At 66.6% G+C, this 26,470-nt stretch carries 22 protein-coding genes and 1 riboswitch; of the genes, 12 read left to right on the top strand and 10 right to left on the bottom strand.

The window, feature by feature from the left end:
• Positions 1-369 (bottom strand): TetR family transcriptional regulator (locus VOI27_RS08395; protein ID WP_323764870.1); only part of this gene is annotated, 369 nt, incomplete at its 3' end.
• A 148-nt stretch (positions 370-517) separates the two neighbouring features.
• Here VOI27_RS08395 and VOI27_RS08390 point away from each other — a divergent pair.
• From VOI27_RS08390 to thiD, 8 genes are all read left to right on the top strand, one after another.
• On the top strand, positions 518-1,768 hold the full coding sequence (locus VOI27_RS08390) for a Zn-dependent hydrolase (protein WP_323764869.1): 1,251 nt from the start codon (positions 518-520) through the stop codon (positions 1,766-1,768).
• Between the two features lie 51 nt (positions 1,769-1,819).
• On the top strand, positions 1,820-2,185 hold the full coding sequence (locus VOI27_RS08385) for a GIY-YIG nuclease family protein (protein ID WP_323764868.1): 366 nt from the start codon (positions 1,820-1,822) through the stop codon (positions 2,183-2,185).
• 46 nt (positions 2,186-2,231) lie between these two features.
• Complete coding sequence (gene hydA / locus VOI27_RS08380; protein ID WP_323764867.1) at positions 2,232-3,686, top strand: dihydropyrimidinase; 1,455 nt, start codon at positions 2,232-2,234, stop codon at positions 3,684-3,686.
• A 261-nt stretch (positions 3,687-3,947) separates the two neighbouring features.
• Entirely contained in the window at positions 3,948-4,745 is a 798-nt protein-coding gene (locus VOI27_RS08375; protein ID WP_323764876.1) for an ABC transporter ATP-binding protein, read from the top strand.
• Positions 4,746-4,949: 204 nt separating this feature from the next.
• Positions 4,950-5,897: an ABC transporter permease gene (locus VOI27_RS08370; RefSeq protein WP_323764866.1), complete on the top strand. Its 948-nt coding sequence runs from the start codon at positions 4,950-4,952 to the stop codon at positions 5,895-5,897.
• Entirely contained in the window at positions 5,894-6,739 is an 846-nt protein-coding gene (locus VOI27_RS08365; RefSeq protein ID WP_323764865.1) for an ABC transporter permease, read from the top strand. The genes VOI27_RS08370 and VOI27_RS08365 overlap by 4 nt, the downstream gene beginning before the upstream one ends.
• Positions 6,740-6,782: 43 nt before the next feature.
• The gene (locus tag VOI27_RS08360; RefSeq protein WP_323764864.1) at positions 6,783-7,775 is read left to right on the top strand and encodes an ABC transporter substrate-binding protein; all 993 of its coding nucleotides are present in this window, start codon (positions 6,783-6,785) and stop codon (positions 7,773-7,775) included.
• A gap of 141 nt (positions 7,776-7,916) precedes the next feature.
• Positions 7,917-8,011, top strand: a riboswitch (TPP riboswitch).
• A 55-nt stretch (positions 8,012-8,066) separates the two neighbouring features.
• Positions 8,067-8,894 (top strand): bifunctional hydroxymethylpyrimidine kinase/phosphomethylpyrimidine kinase, encoded by an 828-nt coding sequence (gene thiD, locus VOI27_RS08355; protein WP_323764863.1) that lies wholly within the window; start codon positions 8,067-8,069, stop codon positions 8,892-8,894.
• Here the strand turns inward: thiD and VOI27_RS08350 are convergent.
• The 4 genes from VOI27_RS08350 to VOI27_RS08335 form a co-directional block, all read right to left on the bottom strand.
• Positions 8,891-9,646, bottom strand: coding sequence for a sulfite exporter TauE/SafE family protein (locus tag VOI27_RS08350; RefSeq protein WP_323764862.1), 756 nt, complete (start codon positions 9,644-9,646; stop codon positions 8,891-8,893). The genes thiD and VOI27_RS08350 overlap by 4 nt on opposite strands.
• Positions 9,647-9,691: 45 nt before the next feature.
• Positions 9,692-11,617 (bottom strand): MASE1 domain-containing protein, encoded by a 1,926-nt coding sequence (locus VOI27_RS08345; RefSeq protein WP_323764861.1) that lies wholly within the window; start codon positions 11,615-11,617, stop codon positions 9,692-9,694.
• 461 nt (positions 11,618-12,078) lie between these two features.
• Positions 12,079-12,603, bottom strand: a complete 525-nt coding sequence (locus VOI27_RS08340) for a hypothetical protein (protein WP_323764860.1) — start codon at positions 12,601-12,603, stop codon at positions 12,079-12,081.
• 137 nt (positions 12,604-12,740) lie between these two features.
• A complete protein-coding gene (locus VOI27_RS08335) occupies positions 12,741-15,131 on the bottom strand; it encodes an FAD-dependent oxidoreductase (protein ID WP_323764859.1) in 2,391 nt (796 codons plus the stop codon).
• A gap of 111 nt (positions 15,132-15,242) precedes the next feature.
• Between VOI27_RS08335 and VOI27_RS08330 the strand changes: the two genes are divergently transcribed.
• From VOI27_RS08330 to VOI27_RS08315, 4 genes are all read left to right on the top strand, one after another.
• Positions 15,243-16,094 (top strand): MurR/RpiR family transcriptional regulator, encoded by an 852-nt coding sequence (locus VOI27_RS08330; protein ID WP_323764858.1) that lies wholly within the window; start codon positions 15,243-15,245, stop codon positions 16,092-16,094.
• A gap of 33 nt (positions 16,095-16,127) precedes the next feature.
• Positions 16,128-17,096 (top strand): TAXI family TRAP transporter solute-binding subunit, encoded by a 969-nt coding sequence (locus tag VOI27_RS08325; protein WP_323764857.1) that lies wholly within the window; start codon positions 16,128-16,130, stop codon positions 17,094-17,096.
• Positions 17,097-17,229: 133 nt separating this feature from the next.
• Positions 17,230-19,827: a TRAP transporter permease gene (locus VOI27_RS08320; protein WP_323764856.1), complete on the top strand. Its 2,598-nt coding sequence runs from the start codon at positions 17,230-17,232 to the stop codon at positions 19,825-19,827.
• A complete protein-coding gene (locus VOI27_RS08315) occupies positions 19,824-20,252 on the top strand; it encodes a universal stress protein (RefSeq protein WP_323764855.1) in 429 nt (142 codons plus the stop codon). Before VOI27_RS08320 ends, VOI27_RS08315 begins: the two co-directional genes overlap by 4 nt.
• Positions 20,253-20,768: 516 nt before the next feature.
• Here VOI27_RS08315 and VOI27_RS08310 read toward each other — a convergent pair.
• Genes VOI27_RS08310 through VOI27_RS08290 form a run of 5 tightly spaced genes read right to left on the bottom strand, consistent with a single transcriptional unit; the run spans position 20,769 to position 26,462 of the window.
• Complete coding sequence (locus VOI27_RS08310; protein WP_416374658.1) at positions 20,769-21,722, bottom strand: ABC transporter substrate-binding protein; 954 nt, start codon at positions 21,720-21,722, stop codon at positions 20,769-20,771.
• A gap of 30 nt (positions 21,723-21,752) precedes the next feature.
• Positions 21,753-22,754 (bottom strand): ABC transporter permease, encoded by a 1,002-nt coding sequence (locus VOI27_RS08305; RefSeq protein WP_323764854.1) that lies wholly within the window; start codon positions 22,752-22,754, stop codon positions 21,753-21,755.
• Positions 22,754-24,283, bottom strand: a complete 1,530-nt coding sequence (locus tag VOI27_RS08300) for a sugar ABC transporter ATP-binding protein (protein WP_323764853.1) — start codon at positions 24,281-24,283, stop codon at positions 22,754-22,756. The genes VOI27_RS08305 and VOI27_RS08300 overlap by 1 nt, the downstream gene beginning before the upstream one ends.
• Complete coding sequence (locus tag VOI27_RS08295; protein WP_323764852.1) at positions 24,268-25,410, bottom strand: Gfo/Idh/MocA family oxidoreductase; 1,143 nt, start codon at positions 25,408-25,410, stop codon at positions 24,268-24,270. Before VOI27_RS08295 ends, VOI27_RS08300 begins: the two co-directional genes overlap by 16 nt.
• Positions 25,407-26,462 (bottom strand): sugar phosphate isomerase/epimerase family protein, encoded by a 1,056-nt coding sequence (locus VOI27_RS08290; RefSeq protein ID WP_323764851.1) that lies wholly within the window; start codon positions 26,460-26,462, stop codon positions 25,407-25,409. Before VOI27_RS08290 ends, VOI27_RS08295 begins: the two co-directional genes overlap by 4 nt.
• Positions 26,463-26,470: the final 8 nt, after the last annotated feature.

Below are 26,470 nucleotides of genomic sequence, written 5' to 3'. Positions count from 1 at the left end.
GAGCCGGCTTTCGCGGGGGTAATCGCGCGCCAGCTGCAGCTTGCGCTGCACATAGGCCAGGATTTCCTCCAGCGGTTCGCCTTCGGGGTCAAGCGCGCGCAGCGGGTCGAGCCAGGTCTCGAGCAGCGCCTGCAGCAGGTCCTGGTGCATCGCCTCCTTGGAGGGGAAGTAGTAGAGCAGGTTGGGCTTCGACAGGCCCGACTCGTTGGCGATCTGGTCGAGGGTCGCGCCGCGAAAGCCGTATTGCGAAAAGACCTGCAGCGCGGCCTGAAGGATCAGCTCGCGGTTGCGCAGCTGGATCCGCGTGCGCGATTTGCCCTCGGCGGTGCGCCGCGCCGCGCCTTGCGCGATTGCCGATTGAATTGTCATGCGCTGCTTGTCCTGCCCGAAAATCAACCTTTTGCCCGCCACGCCACAGAGTGCCTTGACTGACCTCTCTCCCGTGGTAGCGTTCTTTTGACCGGATGGTCAAATTCAATCAGAGCCGAAATGGCCTTTACGACCGACAGGGGATGATATGACCGAACCGACAGCCAACATGACCATTGATGGCGACCGTCTCTGGGACAGCATCATGGAGATGGCCAAGATCGGCCCCGGCATCGCCGGCGGCAACAACCGCCAGACCGTGACCGATGCCGATGGCGAGGGCCGGGCGCTGTTCCAGCGCTGGTGCGAGGCGGCGGGCTGCACCATGGGGCTCGACCAGATGGGCAACATGTTCGCCCGCCGCGAGGGCACCGACCCCGAGGCGCTGCCGGTCTATGTCGGCAGCCATCTCGACACCCAGCCCACGGGGGGCAAGTATGACGGGGTGCTGGGCGTGCTGGGCGGGCTCGAGATCCTCCGCACCCTGAACGATCTCGACATCAAGACCCGCCATCCGATCGTGGTGACCAACTGGACCAACGAGGAGGGCACGCGCTTTGCCCCGGCCATGCTGGCCTCGGGCGTCTTTGCCGGGGTGCATGCGCAGGACTGGGCCTACGACCGCGAGGATCACGACGGCAAGCGCTTCGGCGACGAGCTGGAACGGATCGGCTGGAAGGGCGAGGAAGAGGTGGGCGCCCGCAAGATGCATGCCTTCTTCGAGCTGCACATCGAGCAGGGGCCGATCCTCGAGGCCGAGGGCAAGGACATCGGCGTCGTCACCCACGGCCAGGGCCTGTCGTGGACCCAGGTCACGGTGACCGGCAAGGAAAGCCACACCGGCTCGACGCCGATGCCGATGCGCAAGAACGCCGGGCTGGCGATGGCGCGTATCCTCGAGAAGGTCGACCAGATCGCCTGGGCGCACAAGCCGGATGCGGTGGGCGCGGCGGGCCATATCGAGGTGTTTCCGAACTCGCGCAACGTGATCCCCGGCAAGGCGGTCTTCACCGTCGATCTGCGCTCGCCGCAGCTTGCGGTGATCGAGGAAATGGAGTCGCAGATGACCGCCGCGGCGCGGGAGATCTGCGACGACATGGGGCTCGAGGTGGCGTTCGAGAAGGTCGGCGGTTTCGACCCGGTGGAGTTCGACGCCGGCTGCGTCACCGCGGTGCGCAATGCCGCCGAACGGCTGGGCTATTCGCACCGCAACATCATCTCTGGCGCGGGCCACGACGCCTGCTGGATCAACCGGGTGGCACCGACCGCGATGGTGATGTGCCCCTGCGTCGACGGGCTGTCGCACAACGAGGCCGAGGAGATCTCGAAAGACTGGGCCAAGGCGGGGGCGGATGTGCTGCTGCACGCGGTGGTCGAGACGGCGGGGATCGAGAGGTGAGCTCAGCCGCACCCTCCGCCGCAGTCCCGGACTTGATCCGGGACCTCCATCGTGGCGCAAGAGGTCCCGGATCAGGTCCGGGACTGCGTAAAGGCCGTGTTAACCGTGGCGCACCAAATATGCGGTATGGCCTTTCACACCTACATCGCCGCCTGCCGTTCAAACACCGCGATCTACATCGGCGTGACGGGCAACCTGCCCAAGCGCATGGTCGAGCACCGCTCGGGCCTCGGTTCAACGCATACCGGCAAGTATCGCATTCACAAGCTGGTCTATTTCGAAACCCACGAGAGCTTGCCCGAGGCCATCGCCCGGGAACGCAAACTCAAACGCTGGCGCCGCGCATGGAAAGACGCGCTGATCAAACATCACAATCCGACATGGTCCGATCTGGTGATGGAGGCCTCGTTTCTCTGAGGTCCCGGATCAGGTCCGGGACTGCGTCACGCAGGGAGACACGCACATGACCAAAGTCATCAAGAACGGCACCATCGTCACCCACGACCGGACCTACAAGGCCGACGTGGCTGTAGAAAACGGCCAGATCACCGAGATCGGCCCCGACCTCAAGGGCGACGAAACCCTCGACGCCACCGGCTGCTACGTCATGCCCGGCGGCATCGACCCGCATACCCACCTCGAGATGCCCTTCATGGGCACCTATTCCACCGATGATTTCGACAGCGGCACCCGCGCCGCGCTGGCCGGCGGCACCACCATGGTGGTGGATTTCGCGCTGCCGTCGCCGGGGCAAGGCCTGCTCGACGCGCTCAAGATGTGGGACAACAAATCGACCCGCGCCCATTGCGACTACAGCTTCCACATGGCCGTGACATGGTGGGGCGAGCAGGTGTTCAACGAGATGGAGACCGTGGTCAAGGAGCGCGGCATCAACACCTTCAAGCACTTCATGGCCTACAAGGGCGCGCTGATGGTGCAGGACGATGAGATGTACGCCTCCTTCCAGCGCATCGGAGAACTGGGCGGCATCGCCATGGTCCATGCCGAGAACGGCGATGTGGTTGCCGACCTGCAGCAGAAGCTGCTGGCCGAGGGCAACACCGGCCCCGAGGCGCATGCCTATTCCCGCCCGCCGCAGGTCGAGGGTGAGGCCGCCAACCGCGCCATCATGATCGCCGACATGGCCGGCGTGCCGCTCTATGTGGTGCATGTGAGCTGCGAGGAAGCGCATGAGGCCATCCGCCGCGCCCGCCAGCAGGGCAAGCGGGTCTGGGGCGAGCCGCTGATCCAGCACCTGACGCTCGACGAGAGCGAATACATGAACACCGACTGGGACCACGCCGCCCGCCGCGTGATGTCGCCGCCGTTCCGCAACCTCAAGCATCAGGAGAGCCTCTGGGCCGGATTGCAATCCGGTTCGCTCTCGGTCGTCGCCACCGACCACTGCGCCTTTACCACCGAGCAGAAACGCTACGGCGTGGGCGATTTCACCAAGATCCCCAACGGCACCGGCGGGCTCGAGGACCGGATGCCGATGCTCTGGACCCATGGCGTCGAGACCGGCCGGCTCACGCCCGAGGAATTCGTCGCCGTGACCTCGACCAATATTGCCAAGGTGCTGAACTGCTACCCGAAGAAGGGCGCGATCCTGCCGGGCGCGGATGCCGATATCGTGGTCTGGGACCCGGAGAAGACCAAGACCATCACCGCCGACAAGCAGGTCTCTGCCATCGATTACAACGTCTTCGAGGGCAAAGAGGTCAAGGGCCTGCCGCGTTTCACCCTGACCCGCGGCCATGTGGCGGTGCACGACGGCGAGTTGCGCAGCCAGGAGGGCCACGGCGCATTCGTCAAACGCACGCCGAATACTGCGACCAACACGGCGCTGTCGAAGTGGAAGGCACTGACCGCGCCGCGGCCGGTCGCGCGGTCCGGCATTCCGGCGAGTGGGGTGTGACGCGGTGAGGCCTGCCTTCCGGACCGGCCCGCGCGGCACCGCGGTCCGACCGTTGCAGTCCGGGTCCGGGAGGCTGCCGCCCGCGCGGTCTCCGCAGGTGCTGCGACGCCGCAGTGACGTGGTATCAGTGCACAGATGTTGCATCACCGCCCCGCGGCCGGGCGAGACACTGCCGTGGTGTCGCCCCGCCAGCCAGGTTCAAGAGGAGAGACCCAACCCGTGAGCATTCCCGCCCCCCAGGCCGACCCCAAGGTGATCGCCATGGACAGACCGGCCAAGGCAGCCGAAGAGATCGTGATCCGCGCCGAGCACCTCGACCTGACCTTCGAGACCGGCGACGGCCCGGTGCACGCCCTGCGCGACATCACCCTCGACATCCCGAAAGGCGCCTTCGTCAGCTTCATCGGCCCCTCGGGCTGCGGCAAGACGACCTTTCTGCGCTGCATCGCGGCGCTGGAACAGCCCACCGGCGGCAGCCTCACGGTCAACGGCATGACGCCGGACGAGGCCCGGCGCGCGCGCGCCTATGGCTATGTCTTTCAGGCGGCGGGGCTCTACCCCTGGCGTACCATCGGCCGCAACATCGCCCTGCCGCTCGAGATCATGGGGTTTTCCCGCGCCGAGCAGAAAGAGCGCATCGACCGGGTCCTCGACCTGGTTGATCTGAGCGGCTTCGAGAAGAAGTTTCCCTGGCAGCTGTCGGGCGGCATGCAGCAACGCGCCAGCATTGCCCGCGCGCTGGCGTTCGACGCCGACCTGCTGCTGATGGACGAACCCTTCGGCGCGCTCGACGAGATCGTGCGCGACCGGCTCAACGAAGAGGTGCTGCGGCTCTGGGCGCGGACGCAGAAGACCATCGGCTTCGTCACTCATTCGATCCCGGAGGCGGTCTATCTGTCGACCCATATCGTGGTGATGTCGCCGCGGCCCGGGCGGATCACCGACGTGATCGAAAGCCCGCTGCCGGCCGAGCGCCCGCTCGATATCCGCGACACGCCCGAGTTCATCGAGATCGCCCATCGGGTACGCGAAGGCCTGCGCGCGGGGTACGAGGAATGAGCGCAGCGCAACACACCGCAGTCCCGGACCTGATCCGGGACCTCGCCCGCGGCGACGAGGCCCCGGCGCATGGGCCGTGGCGCGCCACGCATGCGGCAACCCACCCCCGCGTCCCGGACTTGATCCGGGACCTCCCGGTCCGAGGGCCACACCATGGCTGAAGCAACACTGACCCAGAGGACCCGGAGCAGGTCAGGGACGGCCTTGCGCCATGTCCCGCCGGTGCTCGCCGTGGTGCTGGCGCTGATCGGCCTGTGGTATGTTGCCGTGGTGCCGATGAACGTTCAGGAAACGCTGACCCGCGCCGAACGCGCCGGCGTCGCCATCCAGCCGGAAACCGCGGTGGCGCGGCGTGACATGGGCAACTGGGCGCTGATCGCGGCCAACACCCATGCGCTCGGCGAGAGCTGGAGCCTCGACCGACCACGCCTGCCGGCACCGCATCAGGTGGTGGGCGAGCTCTACAAATCCACCTGGGTGGAGGAAACCCAGGGCCGCCGCGGGTTGGTGAACTCCGGCAGCCTGTCGAACCGCGGCCTGCTGCATCACGCGCTGGTCACGCTCAACGCCACCATGGTGGGCTTTTTGATCGGCACCGGACTCGGCATCCTCCTCGCCGTGGGGATCGTGCATTCGCGGGTCATGGACATGTCGGTGATGCCCTGGGCGATCGTCAGCCAGACCATCCCGATCGTGGCGCTGGCGCCGATGATCATCGTGGTGCTCTACTCGGTCGGCGTGCAGGGCCTGCTGCCCAAGGCGGTGATCTCGGCCTATCTGTCGTTCTTTCCGGTGGTGGTCGGCATGGTCAAGGGGCTGCGCAGCCCCGACGCGATGCAGATGGACCTGATGCGCACCTACAATGCCACGACCGCCGCCATCCTGATGAAACTGCGGCTGCCGGCCTCGGTGCCCTATCTCTTCGCCTCGCTCAAGATTGCCGTCGCCGCCAGCCTCGTGGGCGCCATCGTCGGCGAACTGCCGGTGCAGAAGGGCGGGCTCGGCGCGCGGATGTTGGCGGGCAGCTACTACGGGCAGACAGTGCAGATCTGGTCGGCGCTGTTTCTGGCCGCAGCGCTGGCGGCGCTTTTGGTCTGGGCGATCAGCGCGGTGGAACGCCGGGCGCTGCAGCGCATGGGGATGGGCGCATGATCCAGGTGATCGCAGCACTCGTCGTCTGGGCCGCCGGCTGGTTGCTTAACATCCGCCTTGCCAACAGCGCCGCCCGCGACACCCGCGCGGGGCGCCTCGCCGTGCCGCTGATCTTTGGCGCGACGCTTCTGGTGATGTGGGAGCTGATCGTGCGTGGCCTCGACGTGCCGACGGTGATCCTGCCGCCGCCAAGCCAGATCGCCGCCACCTTCGCCGCCAACCTGCCGATGCTCTGGGGGGATTTCGTGCAGACCATCCTCAAGGGCGCGCTCTCGGGCTGGGTGATCGGCTGCGCCGCGGCCTTCCTGACGGCGCTCATGGTCGACCGGTTCGACTACCTGCGCCGCGGGCTGCTGCCCTTGGGCAATTTCATGGCCGCGCTGCCGATCGTCGGCACCGCGCCGATCCTGGTGATGTGGTTCGGCTTCGGCTGGCAGTCCAAGGCGGCGGTGGTGGTGCTGATGGTCTATTTCCCGATGCTGGTGAACACCGTGGCCGGGCTGCACGAGACCTCGGCGATGCAGCGCGACCTGATGCACACCTATGCCGCCGGCTGGCGCCAGACCCTGCGCAGCCTGCGCCTGCCTGCGGCCTTGCCCTTCATCTTCAACGGCCTCAAGATCACCTCGACCCTGGCCCTGATCGGCGCCATCGTTGCCGAGTTTTTCGGCTCGCCGACGCTGGGCCTGGGGTTTCGCATCTCGACCTCGATCGGACAGCTTGACCTTGGGCTGGTCTGGTCGGCAATCCTTGTCGCGGCGCTCACCGGCACGCTGGTCTACGGGATCATCGCGCTGACCGAGAAGACCCTGACTTTCTGGCATCCCTCGCAGCGGGGGTGACCGACCCAATAAGACATAAAATAAGTCCAACAGGAGAGAACAGATGAAACAGACCTTCCTAGCCGCCGCGCTGGCCACGACCGCGCTCACCGGTGCTGCCATGGCGCAGGATCAGGATGTCACCCTGCAACTGAAATGGGTGACCCAGGCGCAGTTCGCGGGCTACTACGTGGCGCTCGAGAACGGCTTTTACGAGGACGAGGGGCTCAATGTCACCGTGATGCCCGGCGGGCCGGATATTGCACCGACCCAGGTCATCGCCGGTGGCGGGGCCGACGTGATCGTCGAATGGATGCCGGCGGCGCTGGCGGCGCGTGAGAACGGCCTGCCGCTGGTCAATATCGCCCAGCCGTTCAAGAGTTCCGGCATGATGCTGACCTGCTGGAAGGACGCCGGCATCGAGACCCCCGAAGACCTCGACAACCGGACCCTCGGCGTCTGGTTCTTTGGCAATGAATACCCCTTCCTGTCGTGGATGAGCCATCTTGGCTATGCCACCGACAGCAAGGCCGAGGGCTCGGTCGAGGTGCTGAAACAGGGCTTCAACGTCGATCCGCTGCTGCAGCGCCAGGCCGATTGCATCTCGACCATGACCTACAACGAATACGGTCAGGTGCTCGATGCCGGCGTCTCCGAAGAGGAGCTGGTGACCTTCAAGTACCAGGATCAGGGCGTGGCGACGATGGAGGACGGGCTCTACGTGCTGGAAGACGACCTCGAGGACCCGGAGTTCGTGGCCAAGATGGAGAAATTCGTCCGCGCCTCGATGCAGGGCTGGAAATGGGCCGAGGAGAACCCGGAAGAGGCGGCGATGATCGTGCTTGACTATGACGAGACCGGCGCCCAGACCGAAGAGCACCAGATCCGTATGATGGGCGAGGTCGCCAAGCTGACCGCCGGCTCGAACGGCGCGCTGGCGGAAGAGGACTACCAGCGCACGGTCGAGACGCTGCTGGCCGGCGGCTCGGACCCGGTGATCACCAAGGAGCCCGAGGGCGCCTGGACCTCCAAGATCACCGATGGCGCACTGAACTGATCCGGCGCGGGGCCCGGCGAAAGGACCGCCGGGCCTACATCGTAAACGTGACGTTCGGCTACAGCATTTCGGCGCGGAATCAGAGTTATGGTAAATCTCTGTAAAGACTTGACCCGCCCGCCCCGGAATGCGATTCCGGCGGGATAGCGACGGGGGCGCTCGGGGGACCGGGCTGAGAGGCACCCTTGGAACCTGAACCGGATAACGCCGGCGGAGGGAGGCGCGCGGACCTGCAGGGGCGACCCTGACCGCATGCGCGCCCTCGGCCGCCAGAGCACGAGGCGCGCCACGATGATCCCCAATATCCTCTCCATCGCGGGATCCGACAGTTCCGGCGGGGCCGGAATCCAGGCCGATATCAAGGCGATCTCGGCCAATGGGGGCTATGCGATGACTGCGATCACTGCCTTGACCGCGCAGAACACGCTCGGCGTCCGCGCGGTCGAGCTGTGCTCGGTCGAGCTGCTGCAGGCGCAGATCACCGCCCTGCGCGACGACCTGCGGATCGACGCGGTCAAGATCGGCATGCTGGGCAATGCCGCGCTGATCCGTACGGTGGCCGGGGCGCTTGACGGGCTCGACTGTCCGTTGGTGCTCGACCCGGTGATGGTGGCCAAGGGGGGCGACCGGCTTCTGGCCGAGGCGGCGGTGGCGGCGCTGCGCGAGATCCTGCTGCCCCGCGCCACGCTGATCACCCCCAACCTGCCGGAGGCCGCCGACCTGCTGCAGCGCCCCGAGGCGCAGGACCGCGACGAGATGCGGACCCAGGCCCGCGCGCTGCTGGCGCTGGGGCCACGGGCGGTGCTGCTCAAGGGCGGCCATCTGGCGGGCGATCTCTGCCCCGACCTGCTGATCCATGCCGGCGGCGAGATCTGGCTTGAGGGGCCGCGGATCGTTACCGACAACACCCATGGCACCGGCTGCACCCTGTCCTCGGCGATTGCCACCGGGCTGGGCCGCGGCGCGGGGCTCGAGGCCGCGGTGCGCGGCGCCAAGGCCTATGTCACCGGGGCGATCCGCGGTGCCGGGCAGCTCTCTGTCGGTCGGGGGCACGGGCCGCTGCACCATTTCCATGCCGTAACGGTGCCCGGGGCCGTAACGGTGCCCGGGTCGGATTAGACCAGCGCGTCGCCCGCCAGCTTGAACGCGAGCCCGACCAGCAGCACCAGGATCATCCTGTCGAAGGCCCGTGGGGAGATTGCACCGACCAGCCGGCCGCCGATCCGCATGCCGAGAAACAGCGGCGCGCCCGCCAGCATGCCCACCACCAGCACCGCCGGCGTCATCACGCCGGCGGCGATCAGCAGCGGCAGCTGCATTGCGGTGGTGGCGGCAAAGAACAGCGAGATCGTCGAGATGAACACCGGCCGCGCCAGCTGCATGGCGTTGAGAAAGCTGACCGAGGCCGGCGCCGATATCCCCGCCGCCCCCTGCAGCATCCCGCCGACCAGCCCCACCGGCGCGGCCAGCCGCCCGGCCCGCAGCGGCGACAGGATGAACCCCGGCCGCGCCAGCCGCAGGCCGACATAGGCCAGCACCGCGGCCGAGAGGATCAGCTTGAGCGTGTCGGACGCGAGCCAGATCAGAAGCCCGGTACCGAGCACCGCGCCCAGGGCGCCGGCCCCGGCAAAGACCCAAGGAAAGCGGCCCGGCACCTGGCTCGCGCGAAATTGCCGGACCTGCCAGAGGTTGCTGGTCAGGTTCGGCAGCACCATCAGGGCCACCGCCAGCTTCACGTCGAAGACCGAGGCCAGCACCGGCACCGCGATGACCGGCGCGCCGAGGCCCAGCGCCCCCTTGAGCATCCCGCCGGCGAGCAGGGCCAGCGCAATCGTGGCAAGGGCAGAGGGGTCGCTGAACGCTGGCAACATGACAGACCGGAAACCTTGAAAAAAACCTGCTGTCTTATCGCCGCATCACGGGGTCGAGTACAAGCCCGCCGGATCGCCAGCCGCGGTACCGTCGCGCAGCGCCGAGCGCGGGCAGCGCAGCTCCCAGAGCAGGCCCTCTGGTGAATAGTCGATCCGCACCTTGCCCGACATCGAGGCGGCGGTCATCGTGTCGAGCACGGTGGACCCGAAGCCCTTGGCCGCCGGCGGCTGCACATCGGGGCCGCCGGTCTCACGCCAGGACATGTGGAAAGCCCGGTCATCGATGGACCAGCTGATGTCGACGCAGCCGGTCTCGACGCTGAGGCTGCCGTATTTGGCGGCATTGGTGGCCAGCTCGTGCAGCGCCATGCCCAGGGTCTGGGCGGCGGCGGGCGGCAGCACCACCGCCGGGCCCGAGAGCCGCACCCGCTGGCCGATGGCGCCGAAATGCCTGAGCTGGCTTTCCACCAGCTCTGTCAGGTCGATGCGCTGCCACTCGTTGTTGACCAGCAGGTCCTGGTTGGCCGCGAGCGCCTGCAACCGCTGGCCAAAGACCGTGACGAATTCCTGCGGCGAATGGTTGGCGGTCTGGCGCGCAATCACCTGGACGATCGACAGCAGGTTCTTGCTGCGGTGGTTGACCTCGCGCATCAGCATCTGCCGCGCGTCGTCAGAGCGGCGGCGGGCGGTGATGTCCTGAATGATCTTAATCAGGTAGGCGATGCGCCCATCGGGATGGCGCACGCAGCTGACGGTGGTATGGCCCCAGACCACCACGCCGTCGGCGTGCAGATAGCGTTTCTCCAGATCGTATTCATCGGCGGTGCCGGATTGCAGCCGCTGCCAGGCCTCGTGATTGAGGGCGAGATCGTCGGGATGGGTGAAATCATCCAGCGGATGCCCCTCCATGTCCGCCACCTCGCGGCCCAGCATCCGCGCCAGGCTTTCGTTGACACGCAAGAGCCGGCCGTCGCCGCCGACGATGCTGATGCCGACGCCGGCGTTCTGAAAGGTGGCGCGAAAGCGTTCCTCGGCGGCCTCGATGGCCCGGGTGCGCTCGGCCACGCGGGCCTCGAGTTCGCTGTTGGCGCGGGCCAGCCCGGCCACCGCCTCACGCTGCTGGCGGGTGATCGCGGCCACGATCACCCCGGTGGCGGCGGCGACCAGCAGCAGCATCTGCATCCGGGTGTGCAGCAGCACCACGCCCGCGGCGGAAATCTCGGCGGTGTGGAAGCCCTGGGCAAAGGTGCCGATGGCCAGCGCCAGCGACAGCACGGCCAGCGTCGCGCCGCGAAACTCGAACCGCAGCGCCGCCCAGAGGATCGGCAGCGGCAGGATAAAGGCATGCGCCGCGCCAGTGATCATCTCCCATGCGGTGAGGCCGAAGATCAGCAGGCCGATCGCCGCGCCCTCGACCACCGCCATCGCGTCAGGCCGGATGCGGGCGTGCCACATGTTGATCAGCGAAATCACCAGCGGCGTGGCAATCAGGATGCCGGTGGCATCACCCAGCCACCAGACCGGCCAGGTGACAGAAAAGGGGTTCTTGCCGACAAAGGCGTCGATGGCGCTGCCGAGGGTGGCGCTGATCACCGGCGCACCGATCACGCCGACCACCAGAAAGGCCAGCACCTGCCGCAGGCTGTCGAAGCGGCGGATCGGGGTGCCGAGGTAAGGGGCCAGCAGCAGCGCCGCGCTCAGCACCGCGGCGGCGTTGGCGAGGATATAGCCCAGCGCCCAGATCAGCGGGTTGTCGTACCACAGCAGGTTGCCGGTCAGCTCGCCCGCCGCGCCGACCGCGATCCACCAGGGCCAGCTCTGCCGCGGCCGGATCAGCAGCATGGCAAGGATCACCCCGCTCGGCGGCCAGACGGTGATCGGGATGTCGGGGATCACGGTCATCCAGCGCCCGAAGCCGGCCGCCAGCATGTACAGCAGGTAGACCGCCACCAGTCCGGCGGCGCCCGGCATGCCGGCGCGGTCTCCGGTGACCGGAGACGAGACCGATGGCGGGCTCAGGGTCCCGCGGCCGGGCGATGTTTCTGCTGAAGATGGCAAGCACCGAGATCGGTCCAATCCCACACCCTTCTTGTAGCGACACGGAAAACGGAACAGCGACGGGCCCGCCCCATTTCAGGCCGCCGGTCCTTGGCCACCCGTAGAGCAGGGTATCAATGCTTGCCATCCTCCTGCGAGCGCTAGGCACGATCAAGGGCAAAATCGTCAAAAAGCGCGCGAAAGACCGCCGAAGGCGCCAATGGCCGCCCCCCGCCCTCGGGCGGCAGGGTCGGCGTGAGGTACAGCAATCGCCTTGCCCGCATGGGGTTTGCCTGGCGCGCGGCTGGGTTCCCGGCTCCATCGCGGACAGGCGCTTTCACGCCGGCTGCGGCGGGCCTCGGGACGACGTGCCACTTGACCTTTGCAACGGACGGTCACTGCGCCAGTTTCTCGAACACTTCCCGATGGCTTGCGACCCCGGGCGGCGGCCGCATCGCCGGTTCTGTCGGCACGCGGATCCGCCGCGCCTGCCAGCCCCTGAGGGTGGTGTTGGCCGGGCTGTCGCGCGCCACCGCGAATTGCATGCCACTGGCCTTCCAGCGGCCTTGGCACCGCTTGAGGATGACAAGGCTGAGATAGGGCTCCTCGGTCAGCAACTGGCGCTCGTGGACATAGCGCGTCTCATAGGTGGCCCAGATGCTGCCATCGTCCTTATGCACCGCATCAAGGCAGCGGCGGACCATGTGGGTCAGCCGCCTGCCCGCCATTTCGGAGAGGAACGCGTTGCAGATCGCGCGCATTTCGGCCCGGCTGCGGACCACGGCGCGGCCCTGCAGGCTCTCGAGCGTGCAGGGGATGTCGCAAAAGTCCAGCGTCGCCTCGACGTCGCCGGCCATCGTGGCCTCGCCCTGACGGTCGAGGAAATCCTGGGTGATACGTCGGGCCTGGTCGTCTGTCATGTCGGTCGGGATCCACTCTGCGGGCGTTGCTGTCCGACCCGCAGAGTGCGCGAATTCCCTTGCCAACAGGTCAAGATCACCCAGACAAAGTCGCTAAAAAGCGCGACGACGGCGCCATGACCGCGTGGGCGCCGGCGTCACGGCTTCATCCGCGCGCCTTCGGGGTCAAACAGCGGGCCGCGCGTCACGGTGGCATCATACATCCGCCGCGCGATATCGACCTGCACCCGCTGCCCGTCATGCAGCCCGGCCGCATGGCCCAGCGCCACCGGCGCGCCGACGCGGAACCCGAAGGCCGCCGAGGTGGTCTGGCCGACGATCTTGCCGTCCGCGAGGATCGGCTCATGGCCCAGCGGCACCGCGCCGGCATCGTCGAAGCTGAGCGACACAACCTGGTTTTCCGCCCCCTCCGCGCGGCGGGTCTCGAGCGCCTCGGCGCCGATGAAACCGCCCGCCTTGCGGGTGGCGAAGTCCAGCCCGGTCTCGATCGGCGTCACGTCGCCGTCAAGCTCGTGGCCCATGGCGCAGAAGCCCTTCTCGATCCGCATCGCGGTCTGCGCATGAAGCCCCGCAGGCGTGGCCCCTGCCCCGGTAAGCGCGGCATAGATTGCCGGCGCATTCTCGGCCCGGCAGGTGATTTCCCAGCCGGCCTCACCGACATAGGACATCCGCGCCGCGCGCACGTGGTGGCCGGCGATATGCGCCGGGCCGACCTTGAAATAACCCAGTTCGTTGAGCTCGGGCGCGCCGCATTCGGCCACGATCCGCGCCGCTTCCGGCCCCATCAGCCCCAGCACCGCGTACTCCTCGGTGCTGTCGGTCAGGGTGACGTCATGACCCTCGGCATGACGGCGCAACCAGGCCAGGTCGCGCTTTATCGCGGCGGTGCCGACGAACAGGCGATAGTGATCCTCGGCGATGCGATGGGCAGTGATGTCGGACTCGAAGGTGCCGCGGTCGTTCAGCATGGCGGTATAGATCACCGAGCCGGGCTTGCGCGCCATGTAGCCGGCGCAGACGTGCAGCAGGAAGGCCTCGGCCCCCGGCCCCTGCACCTCGATCTTGCCGAAGGAGGAAGCGTCGAAGATCGCCGCGCGCTCATGCGCCGCCGCGACCTCGGATTTCACCTGCTCGAACCAGGGCGCGCGCTCGAAGGTCAGCTCGGGCGTGGCGTCGCCGCCGAAATAGAGCGGCCGCTCCCAGCCGTAGAACTGGCCGAAGCGCGCCTCGGCGGCATCGTATTCCGCCTGAAGCGGCAGCGCACGCAGCCCGCGCGCGGTCTGGAGCTGCTTGCCGGGATAGGCGATCTCGTAATGGGTGCCGAGGATCTCGGGCGCGCGGGCCATCAGGTGCTCGACCGAGTTGAACACCGGCGCAAAGCGCTTGGCGTCGGCCTCCGACAGGTCATAGGCGGTGTGACCATGCACGATGCAATGCGCGAGGTTCATCCCCGCGCCGCCGCCAGAGGCCATTCCGACCGAGTTCATGCCGCAGCCGAGGAAAAGCCCCTTGGTCTCGGCAGTCTCGCCCAGCATGAAGGTGCCGTCGGTGGTAAAGCTCTCGGGGCCGTTGAGCAGGGATTTGACCTCGGCCGTCTCCAGCGCCGGCAGCCGGTGCAGGGCGTTCATCATCATCGGTTCAAAGTGATCCCAGTCCTCGGCCATCAGCCGGAACTCGAAGTTCTCGTCCAGCACGCCCGGTGCGATCGGCTTGCCCATCGGCTCGAAACAGCCGACCAGCAGCCCGCCGCTGTCATCGCGGATATAGAGGTGGTTGTCGTGGTCCGAGAGCGTCGGCATGTTGCCGGTGATGCCCCCGACCGGCTTGGTCAGCAGGTAGAAATGCTCGCAGGCCAGGAGCGGCACCTCGGCGCCGGCCATCGCGCCCACCTCGCGCGACCAGAGCCCGGCACAGAGCGCCACCGCGTCGCAGCGGATGGTGCCGCGGGTGGTCTCGACGCCGCGGACCCGGCCGTTCTCGGTCAGGATGCCGGTGACGCCGGTCTGCTCGAAGATCTTGGCGTTCAGCCGCTTGGCCGCCTTGACCAGCGCGGCGCAGACATCCGAGGGCGAAACCCGGCCATCGTCGGGCGACCAGACCGCGCCCAGCACGTCCTCGGCGTTCATCAGCGGCCAGCGCTCCTTGGCCTCTGCCGCGCTGATCGAGCGGGCGTCGATGCCATAGGCATGCGCCAGCGCCTCTTGCCGCTGGATATGGGTCAGCCGGTCCTGGGTGGTGGCAATCGACAGCGAGCCCTTCTGGATCCAGCCGACGTTCTGGCCGGTCTCTTCCTCGAGCTGGGCGTAGAGATCGACCGAATACTGGATCATCCGCGTCAGGTTGTGCGAATGGCGCAGCGCGCGGACCTGTGCCGCGGAATGCCAGGTTGTGCCGGAGGTGAGCTGGTTGCGCTCGAGCAGAACCGCATCGCTGACACCCATCTTGGCCAGGTGATAGAGGGTCGAGCACCCCATGATACCGCCGCCAATGACGACGACTGAGGCGTGTTCGGGCAAGGTCTCGGGCATGGGTCTCTCCTGGGGTCGGCCACTCGCGGCAGACCTCATGAAACACTTGTTTCAGAAGTTGACAATCCTCAAAACGTTTGAAACAGTCAGTTTCAGACTGAGGGGGATTCCGTGCCGGACACCATCGAGGACCGCATCAGCGCCGAATATCCCACGCTTTCCGGGCAATTGCGCCGCGCGGCGGATTTCGTGGCGGCCAACCCGGTGGATGTGGCGACCCGCTCGCTTCGGGCGATGGCGCAGTCGAGCGGGGTGTCGCCGGCGACCTTTTCCCGCCTCGCGCGCACCCTGGGCTTCGAGGATTACGAATCACTGCGCGAGACGCAGCGCGCCGCGATGGGCGAACGGCTGGTGCCCTATGCCCAGCGGGCCGAGGAGCTGCGCCGCGGCGACCAGGCGCCGCAAACCTTCCTCCACCGCCAGGCCGGGGTCTGCAGCCAGAACATCGCCCTGCTCGAACGCACGATCTCGGGCGAGCGGCTCTCGGCGGCGGTCGATGCGCTGCATGACGCTGGCAAGGTGCTGCTGGTGGGGCTGCTCGGTTCGGCCGGAATTGCCGACTACATCTGCTATCAGGCGCAATATTTCGCCCGCAATTGGGCGGTGGCCGGGCGCAGCGGCAGCTCTCTGGCGGCGTCCTTCGCCAGCATGTCGCCCGGCGACGCGGTGATCGTGCTGACCAAGGCGCCCTATGCCCGCGACAGCATCCGCGCGGCACAGGTGGCGCGGGCCAACGGGTTCCGCACCATCGTGCTGACCGACAGCCATACCTGTCCGGCGCTTGAAGTTGCCGACCATCCGTTTATCGTGCCTTCACAGACCGCGAATTTCTTTTCATCCTATACGGCAACTCTTGTGCTGATCGAAACAATGATGTCGATGCTGGTATCCCGCGTCGGCCCCGAAGCCGAAGCGCGCATACGTGCAACGGAGGAACAGACCCGGCAACTGACCGAGGTCTGACAACTCAAAGAAGACGAAACAGAGGAGATCAAGATGATTGCACATTTGAAATTCACCGCGGCAGCGGTGGCGGTGGCGGCCATGGGCACGGCGGCCCAGGCCCAGGACCAGACCTTCATCACCATCGGCACCGGCGGTGTGACCGGGGTGTATTACCCCACCGGCGGCGCGATCTGCCGGCTGGTCAACAAGGACCGCAAGGAGCACAACGTGCGCTGCTCGGTCGAATCGACCGGCGGCTCGGTCTACAACACCCGCACCATCCGCAACGGCGAGCTCGATTTCGGCGTGGTGCAGTCCGACGTGCAGACCGCCGCCATTCAGGGCGCGCGCGCCTTTGACGGCGACGAGCCCTATGGCGATCTGCGCTCGGTGTTTTCGATCCACCCCGAGCCGCTGCACGTCATGGTGCGCGCCGGCGCCGGCATCAACTCGGTCGCCGACATGAAGGGCAAGGCGGTCAACATCGGCAACCCCGGTTCCGGCACCCGTGCCCTGGCTGACGTGCTGATGGGGGCCAACGACATCACCCCCGACGATCTGGGCCTCGCCGCCGAGCTGAAAAGCTCTGAACAGGCCGCCGCGCTCTGCGACGGCAACATCGACGCCGCGATCTGGGCCGCCGGCCTGCCCAACGGCTCGACCATGGAGGCGACCTCGACCTGCGAGATCGAACTGCTCGACCTGTCGACCTCGAACCTCGACGGCATCCTGGAAGCCAACAAGGCCTATGCCAAGGCGATGATCCCCGGCGGCATGTACCCCGGCAATGACGCCGAGGTCACGTCGTGGGGTCCGAAAGCCACCATCGTGGCCGACGCCAACACCCCCGACGAGGTGGTCTATGTGCTGGTCAAAGCGGTCTTCGACAACTTCGAGGACTTCAAGAAGCTGCACCCCGCCTTCGGCAGCCTGACCAAGGAAGAGATGGTCAAGGACGGTCTCGAAGCGCCGCTGCACCCCGGTGCCGAGAAGTACTACACCGAAGCCGGCCTGATGTAAGCTGACCGGCGCGGGGGCCCGCCCCCCGCGCCACAAACCAACCGGCGGCGCCCCGACGCGCCGCCGGCCACCAACAAGCGGCGCGCGGACCTCTTGCCGGGCCAGGGCGACCGCAGCCAACAGGGGACATGTGATGGAACTCAAGCGCGGACAGCCGGGGCCCGATCCGGCGCTCGACGATATCGTGGCGGATGCCGACACCGGTGGCAGGGCACCGCATGACGCGCTCGGACGGCGCGCGCTCTGGGTCATCCCGCTCTGCTGGTCGATCTACCAGCTCTGGATCGCCTCTCCCCTGCCCTTCGTCGTGGGCTTTGTCTGGAACGACACCCAGACCCGCGCCATCCACCTCGGCTTTGCCGTGCTGCTCGCCTACCTGGCCTTTCCCGGCTACAAGGGCGCGCCGCGGCACCATATTCCGGCGCTGACCTGGGTCATCGCCATCATCGGCGCCATCGCCGCCTCCTACCTGTGGTGGGATTACCGCGGCGTCGCAAACCGCACCGGCAACCCCAACACGCTCGACCTGATCATGGCCGGCGTCGGCATCGTCCTGCTGCTCGAGGCTGCCCGCCGCTCGCTTGGCGTTCCGCTGATGGCGGTGGCGCTGTTCTTCCTGTCCTATGTCTTCTTCGGCTCCTGGCAGGGTCTGCCGGAGGTGGTGCAGTGGAAGGGCGCGAGTTTCGAGAAGGCCATGTCGCACATGTGGCTGACCACCGAGGGCGTCTTCGGCGTCGCGCTCGGCGTCTCTTCGGGCTTCGTCTTCCTCTTCGTGCTGTTCGGCTCGCTGCTCAACCAGGCTGGCGCCGGCAACTACTTCCTCAAGCTGGCCTTTGCGGCGCTGGGCCACCTGCGCGGCGGACCGGCCAAGGCGGCGGTGATCGCCTCGGCCGCGACCGGGCTGATCTCGGGCTCGTCGATCGCCAATGTGGTCACCACCGGCACCTTCACCATCCCGCTGATGAAGAAGGTGGGCTTTCCCGCCACCAAGGCCGGCGCGATCGAGGTCTCTTCGTCGATCAATGGCGTGCTGACGCCGCCGGTGATGGGCGCCGTGGCCTTCCTGATGACCGAATATGTCGGTATCTCCTATGTCGAGGTGGTCAAGACCGCCATCGTCCCGGCCGCGATCTCCTACGTGGCGCTGGTCTATATCGTGCATCTCGAAGCGCTCAAGATGGGCATGACCGGCACCAGCCGGATGCATCCGGTCAAGTTCATGCTCGGCGCGATCTTCATCATCGCGATCTCGATCGTGATTGCCGGCGGCACGCTGTTTCTGACCGGTGTGGTGGTCAACGCGCTAGGATCGGCCTTTGGCGAGGCCTCGCTCTGGGTGATCATCGCGGTGATGCTGGCGGCCTATGTGGCCGCCGTGCGCTATGCGGCGCAGGGCCCCGACCTCGAGATGAGCCTCGACTCGATGGAGCACCTGCCGCCCACCAAGGAGATCTTCAAGACCGGTATCCATTACCTGATGCCGATCCTGCTGCTGATGTACCTGCTGATGATCGAGCGCAAGTCGCCCGGGCTCTCGGCCTTCTGGTCGACCATCGCGATGCTCTTCATCCTGCTGACGCAAAACCCGCTCAAGGCCTATTTCCGCGGTGAAGGTCGTGTGCTCAGCCACATCACCGAAGGCGTCGCGGATATCGCCGACGGCATGATTGCCGGCGCCCGCAACATGATCGGCCTTGCTGCCGCCATGGGCGTGGCCGGCGTGATCGTCGGCGCGGTAACCCTGACCGGCATCGGGCAGGTGATGGCCGAATTCGTCGAGTTCCTCTCGGGCGGCAACCTGCTGGCGATGCTGTTCTTTGTCGCGGTGATCTCGATCATCCTCGGCATGGGGCTGCCGACCACCGCCAACTACATCGTCGTCAGTTCGCTGATGGCCGGCGTGGTGGTCGAACTGGGCGCGCAGGCCGGGCTGATCGTGCCGCTGGTGGCGGTGCACATGTTCGTCTTCTATTTCGGGATCATGGCGGATGTGACGCCACCGGTGGGGCTGGCCAGTTTCGCCGCCGCCGCGATCTCCAAGGGCGATCCGCTGAAGACCGGCTTCCAGGCGTTCTTCTACTCGATCCGCACCGCGCTGCTGCCCTTCCTGTTCATCTTCAACACCGACCTGTTGTTGATCGACGTGGGGCCGGTGAAGGCGATCTTCGTCTTCATATTCGCGCTCATCGCCATGCTGCTCTTTGCTGCCGGGACGATGAACTACTTCATGGTCAAGTCGCGGCTTTACGAGAGCGCCATCCTGCTGTTTGCCGCCTTCATGCTGTTCCGGCCGGGGTTCTTCCTTGATCAAATCTCGCCAGAATTCGACACCCGGCCCAGCACCGAGATCTTCCAGATGGCGGAGGCGGCGCCGGATGACACCTCTCTCAGGGTGCGGTTCATCGGCGAAAACCTCAATGGCGAGTCCATCGATGCGCGCTACCTGCTGCCGCTCGGCGCCGCCGGTGTCGACGGGCCGGAGCGACTGAGGCAGGGGGCCGGCCTCGAATTTCGCGATGAGGACGGCAAGATCTTTGTCGACAACATCGAGTTCGGCGGACCTGCCGAACAGCTCGGCATCGACTGGGATTGGGAGGTCGTCGAGCTTGATGTGCCGGCCGACCGCGTGTGGAAAGAGCTGTTCTACATCCCGGCGCTGTTCCTCGTGCTGATCGTCTTCCTGCTGCAACGCCGGCGGCAAACCCCGCAACACCAGGAGGCTCTGGCATGAGCAAGCGATTTCTCTGCGCCATCGACCTGACCCACGAAAAGGACGCCCGCGCCCTGCTTCAGGAGGCGGGCCGGCTGGCCCGGCTCGAAGACGCGCGGCTCAGCGTGGTGACCGTGCTGCCGGATTATGGAACGACCTTCGTCGGCTCGTTCTTCAAGGAGGGCACGCTCAAGAGCGCCTCCGAGGCCGCGCGGCAGATCCTCCACCAGATGGAGCAGGAACTCTTGCCGGACATAGGCCCGGTGCAGAGCATCGTCGAGGTCGGATCGGTCTATGAGGAGGTGCTCGAGGCGGCTGACAAGATCTCGGCCGACCTGATCATCGTCGGCGCCCACCGGCCGAGCTTTGCCACCCGGATGATCGGCCCCAACGCCGCGCGGGTGACCCGCTATGCCAAGATCTCGGTCATGGTGGTGCGGTTGTAGGGGCCAGGTTTTGTCGGACTGTGAGACGGCATTGATCCGGGTGCGATAGCCGCGCATCGTCGGGCCGCGGCGCGGCGATCCGACGGGGCTGTAAGGCAGTTTATCCCTGCAAAGCCCGCAGATCCTCTGGGCAGTGCGCTGGTGGCAGCCAAATCGCCGTGCCGTCCGGGCGGCGCGGCGATGCGCGGCGGGCTAATGCCCGCTGTTAACGCGCTTTCTAGTATTCGGAAACGGCTCAAGCGAGAACGAACGGCTGCCTGCAAAGACGGCTGGCGCACGGTTAATTAGTGCAAATAATCCGGGTGCAAGAGCAGCGCAACGTCAGGCCGTGGCGCGGCGATCCGAAGGGGCTGCCACGCAGTTTGTCCCAGCAAACCCCGTAAACCCTCTGAGCAATGCGCCGGTGGCAGCCAAATCGCCGTGCCATCGTCATGCATAAGCCAGGTCGAACAGCCCACCGCAAAGAGCCCCCGCAGTTTTCTGCGAGGGCTCTCTCTTACCTCAACACCCGCAGGATCAGAACGGGCTGTCGGGATAGTAGAACTGCTCCGCGTTCTCAGGCGTCACCAGCACCGAGCCAATGGTGAAGGTGCCCGAGACCGGCGCGGTCGAGGTCATCCCCACCGCCGTCAGCTCGATCGCTGTGGCGATCATCGACGGCGGATAGGTCACGTCGGCCGGGATCATCGTGTCACCGTCCATCACCCGCTTGACCATCTCCTTCATGCCGGCACCGCCGAGCACGAACTGCACGTCATCGCGCCCGGCCGCATCGATCGCCGCCAGAACGCCGACCGCCATGTCATCGTCAGAGGCCCAGACCGCGTCGATCTGTTCGTGCTTCGACAGGAAGTCCTGCATCACGTTGAAGCTGTCGTCGCGGTTCCAGTTGCCGTGCTCCATGTCGATGATCTCGATCCCGGAGCCCTCGATGGCGGATTGAAAGCCCTCGACCCGCTCGTTGTCGATGGTGGTGGGGATGCCGCGCAGCACGACGATCTTGCCGCCGTCGGGCATCTTCGACGCCATGTATTCGCCAGACACCCGGCCAAAGCCCGGATTGTCACCGGCAACATAGAGATCCTCGATCCCCTCGACCGCGAGGCCACGGTCAACCACCGTCACCCAGGCGCCGCCATCGGCCACCGCCTGCACCGGCGAGGTCAGCGGCTCGGACTCGAACGGCAGCACCACCAGGGCAGAGATGTTGCGGGTCGCCACCATGTCCTCGATGTCATTGACCTGCTTGCCGGGGTCAGAGGCGGTCGCCAGCACGAAATCGAGCTGCGGATAGACCTCTTCCAGCCGCTTGACCGCCTCTTGCGCGTGGAAGTTCATGCCGCCGGCCCAGCCATGGGTCGCGGCGGGGATCGAGACGCCGATCACCTTGGTTTCGTCCTGCGCCATGGCCACGCCGGCGGTGACCGCGGCCACCGCGAGACCGGTTGTGAAAGTCTTCAAATAGGACATTGCTTTCCTCCCTTGGAAACAGCGGGGCGTTCAGCCCTTCGCCTTTGCTTCGCGCTGCAGAATGACAGCGAGAATGATGATGACGCCCTGGATCGCGCCGTTCAGATAGGGCGAGACCAGATCGGTCAGATTGAGAATATTGTCGATCAGCGACAGGATCAGCACGCCGATCACCGTGCCCCAGACCCGGCCGAAACCGCCCTTGAGCACCGTGCCGCCGATGATCACCGCGGCAATCGCCTCCAGCTCCCACAGCACGCCGGTCGAGGCCGAGGCCGAGCCCAGCCGCGGCACGTACATGATCGTCGCCACGCCGACCAACACGCCGAGCATCGCGTAGGTCGCCAGCCGGGTGCGGTTGACGTTGACGTTGGAATAATGCGCCACATGCTCGCTCGAGCCGGTGGCGGCGCAGTGGCGGCCGAACCGGGCGCGGCTCATCACCACCTCGCCGATGATGACCACCAGCGCGAAGACGATGATCGGCCAGGAAATCCCGAGGATGCCGTCGAAATAGACCGGCCGGTAAAAGGTGCGCAGGCCGAAATCGAGCGACAGCGTGCCGCCATCGGCCAGCCATGTGACGAGGCTGCGATAGATGCCCATGGTGCCCAGCGTCACGATGAAGGCCTCGATCCCAAGCGTGGTTATCAGAAAGCCGTTCAAGAGCCCCGCCAGCAGCCCGGCCACCAGCGCCACAGCCATGCCCAGCAGGATGATCGGCACGCCCACGCCCAGCACCGGCAGCGCCGCGTTCATCACCAGAATCATCAGCCCGGCGATGAAGGCCGCCATCGAGCCCACCGACAGGTCGAGCCCGCCGGCGGTGATGACAAAGGTCATCCCCACCGCGATGATGCCGATGAAGGCCGAGCGCGCCAGCACGTTGGTGATGTTGCCCGCGCCGAGGAAGTTGGAGTTCATGAAGGCCCCGATGGCGACCAGCACCAGGAGCGCGATGATCGGCCCCAGCACGCTCATCGACGGCAGTTTGCGCCGGCGCTCCGGCATGTTCACGGTTTCGCTGGCCATCAGGCTGCCCTCTCGTTCGCATCGGCGCCGACGCCCATGGCGTGCCGCACGATGGCTTCTTCTGTGATCGCCTCACCGGCGAGTTCCCCGGCAATCTGCCCCTGCCGCATCACCAGCACGCGGTGCGACAACCCGATGATCTCCTGCATCTCGGACGAGATCACCACGATCCCGTGGCCAGAGGCCGCAAGGTCGCTGAGGAAGGCGTAGATCTGCTGTTTGGTGCCGATGTCGATGCCGCGGGTCGGCTCGTCGACGATCAGGATCTTGGGATCGGACTGCATCACCTTGGCCAGCAACAGCTTCTGCTGGTTGCCGCCCGACAGGTTGCCGACCGCCACATCGCGCCGCCCGGCGCGGATGTCGAACTCGGCGATGGCCTGCGTCAGCGCCTGTTCCTCGGCCCGCTGGTCGATCAGCACGCCGCCGAACTTCTGCAGCGCCTGCAGGGTCAGGTTCTCACGCATGCCCTTTTCCAGCAGCAGCCCGCGCAGCTTGCGGTCCTCGGTCAGGTAGCAAAGCCGGTGCTTCAAGGCATCCGCGGGCTTGCGGATCTGCACCTGCGTGCCGCCGATCTCGATCGTCTCGGCCTGCGCCGGCCGGAGCCCGCAGAGCCCCTCCATCGCCTCGGTCCGACCCGAGCCCACCAGCCCGGCAATCCCGAGGATCTCGCCGGCGCGCAGGCTGAAGCCGATGCCCTCGGCAAACCCCGGCACGTCGAGGCCCGCGACCCGCAGCAGCACCGGCGCTTCCTCGGACACCGCGTGTTTCTCGGGATAGAGGTCCGACACGTCGCGCCCGACCATCGCCGTGGCCATCTCGTCTTCGCTCATCTCGCTGACCGGGGCGGTCTGCACCACCCGGCCGTCACGCATCACGCTGACCCGGTCGGCGATCTGCTTGACCTCGCCCAGCTTGTGAGAGGTGAAGACCACTGCGGTGCCATTGGCGCGCAGCGCCTCGACCTGCTCGAACAGGATCGCGGCCTCGGCATTGGTCAGCACCGCCGTCGGCTCGTCCATGATCAGCACCCTTGCGTCGCGGCCCAGTGCCTTCGCGATCTCGACCATCTGCTTGTCGGAGTTCGACAGTTCCGAAACCCGCGTATCCGGATCGACCCGGCATTTCACCCGGTCGAGGTATTGGCGCGAGCGCCGCCGCATCTCGGGCTTGTCGAGCAGCAACCCCTTCTTCAGCTCGCGGCCGAGAAAGATGTTCTGCTCGACCGTCAGCTGTTCGGCGAGGTTGAACTCCTGATGGATCAGCACGATCCCCGCCGCCTCGCCCTCGTGCAGCGAAGCGAACGTGACCTCCCGCCCGTCGAGCACGATCCGGCCGGAGGTCACCGGCTGGTAGCCGGCGAGGCATTTCATCGCCGTCGACTTGCCCGCCCCGTTCTCGCCGATCAGCGCCAGCACCTCGCCGGCGCGGATTTCGAGATCGACGCCGTGCAGAACCTCGACCGGGCCAAAGCTCTTGTGCACGTCGCGCAGCGACAGGACGGGCTGGTCGGTCACAGCGTCACCCATCCGGCGTTGCTCTCCGAAGACCGCACGCAGGCGCCGATGAAGGCCATGCCCTCGAGCCCGGCGCCGATCCCCGGCAAAAGGCCCAGCGAAGCGTCGCGGTCAGCGCCGCCCTGCACCGCGCGGATCGCCTCTGCCGCGGCGGCGTAGATATTGGCGAAGCCTTCGAGATAGCCCTCCGGATGGCCCGGCGGCACGCGGCTGACGGCATTGGCGGCGTCAGAGGCGCCGGCGCCCATGCGGGTGATCCGCCGCGTCGGCTCGCCATGCGGCGTGTACCACAGCTCGTTGGGGTTTTCCTGCGCCCATTCGAGACCGCCCTTGGTGCCATAGACCCTGAGCCGCAGTCCGTTCTCGCAGCCCGGCGCCACCTGCGAGCACCAGAGCATGCCGCGCGCGCCGCCGTCGAACCGCAGCATCACATGGGCGTTGTCGTCAAGCTTGCGCCCGGCGCCGAAGCTCTGCAGGTCGGCGGCCAGTTCCGCGCCTTTTAGCCCGGTCACGAAACAGGCGAGGTTGTAGGCATGGGTGCCGATATCGCCGATCGACCCGCCAGCGCCGGAGCGCGCCGGATCGGTGCGCCATTCGGCCTGCTTGACGCCGGAGGTCTCGACCGCGTCGGTCATCCAGTCCTGCGGATATTCCGCCTGCACCACCCGGATCTCGCCCAGATCGCCGTTTGCCACCATCTCGCGCGCCTGCCGCACCAGCGGGTAGCCGGTGTAATTGTGGGTCAGCACGAAGAGCGCCTGGCTCTCGGCCACCGCCCGGCGCAGCGCCTCGGCATCCTCCTGCGTGGCGGTCAGCGGCTTGTCGCAGATCACGTGGATACCGCGCTTGAGAAAGGCCGCGGAGGCGGCGGCATGCACGTGGTTCGGCGTCACGATGCTGACCGCCTCGATGCCGTCGTCGCGCGCCGCTTCCTTCTCGGCCATCTCCTCGAAGGAGCCATAAGAGCGGTCCTCGGCCAGTCCGAGCGCCTTGCCGCTGGCGCGCGCCTTCTCGGGGGTCGAGCTCAGCGCGCCGGCCACCAGTTCGAACCGGTCGTCGATCCGGCTGGCGATACGGTGCACCGCGCCGATAAAAGCGTCGTTGCCGCCGCCCACCATGCCCAGTCTGATCCGGCTCATTGGTCGATCCCCAGCAGCTTGCGGTTGGTCGCCTCATCCGCGCCGCCGGCGAAATCGTCGAAGGCATGCGGCGTGACGCGGATGATGTGGTCCCTGACAAAGGCAGCCCCCTCGCGCGCCCCGTCCTCGGGGTGTTTCAGGCAGCATTCCCATTCCACCACGGCCCAGCCGTCGAAATCATTGGCCGCCATCTTGGAGAAGATCGCGCCGAAATCGACCTGCCCGTCGCCGAGGCTGCGGAACCGCCCGGCGCGTTTCTCCCAAGGCTGGTAGCCGCCGTAGACGCCCTTGCGGCCGGTGGGGTTGAACTCGGCATCCTTGACGTGAAACATCTTGATCCGGTCGGCGTAGATGTCGATATTATCAAGGTAATCAAGACATTGCAGCACGTAGTGGCTGGGATCATACAGCATGTTGCAGCGCGCATGCCCGTCCAGCCGCTCGAGGAACATCTCGAAGGTATCGCCGTCGTGAAGGTCCTCCATCGGGTGGATCTCATAGCAGACATCGACGCCGCACTCATCGGCATGGTCGAGGATCGGCCGCCAGCGCCGGGCCAACTCGTCAAACGCCGTCTCGACCATGCCGTCGGGGCGCTGGGGAAAGGGATAGACAAAGGGCCAGCAGAGCCCGCCGGAGAAGGTCGCGTGCTGGCCGATCCCGAGGTGCTTCGAGGCGGTCAGCGCCTTTTTGACCTGCTCCACCGCCCATGCGGTGCGTTCCTTGGGCTTGCCCTGCAGCTCTGGCGGGGCGAAGCCGTCGACCAAGGTGTCGTAGGCGGGGTGCACCGCCACCAGCTGGCCGATGATATGGGTCGAGAGATCCGTCACCTCGATGCCGTTGTCGCGCGCCTGACCAACCCATTCGTCGCGGTATTCGGCCGAGGTCGCCAACTTGTCGAGATCGACCAGCCGCGCGTCCCAGAGCGGCACCTGCACGCCCTTGTAGCCGCAGTCGGCCGCCCATTTTGTGATCCCGTCCCAAGTGTCGAACGGGGCGTCGTCGCCGGCGAATTGCGCCAGAAACAGCGCCGGGCCCTTGATCGTCTTCATTGCAAATA

It is taken from the genome of Marinovum sp., from assembly GCF_034669705.1.
GTDB lineage: Bacteria > Pseudomonadota > Alphaproteobacteria > Rhodobacterales > Rhodobacteraceae > Marinovum.
Note: the sequence above shows the minus strand (reverse complement) of the source record. Positions and strands in the feature narration are given on the sequence as shown.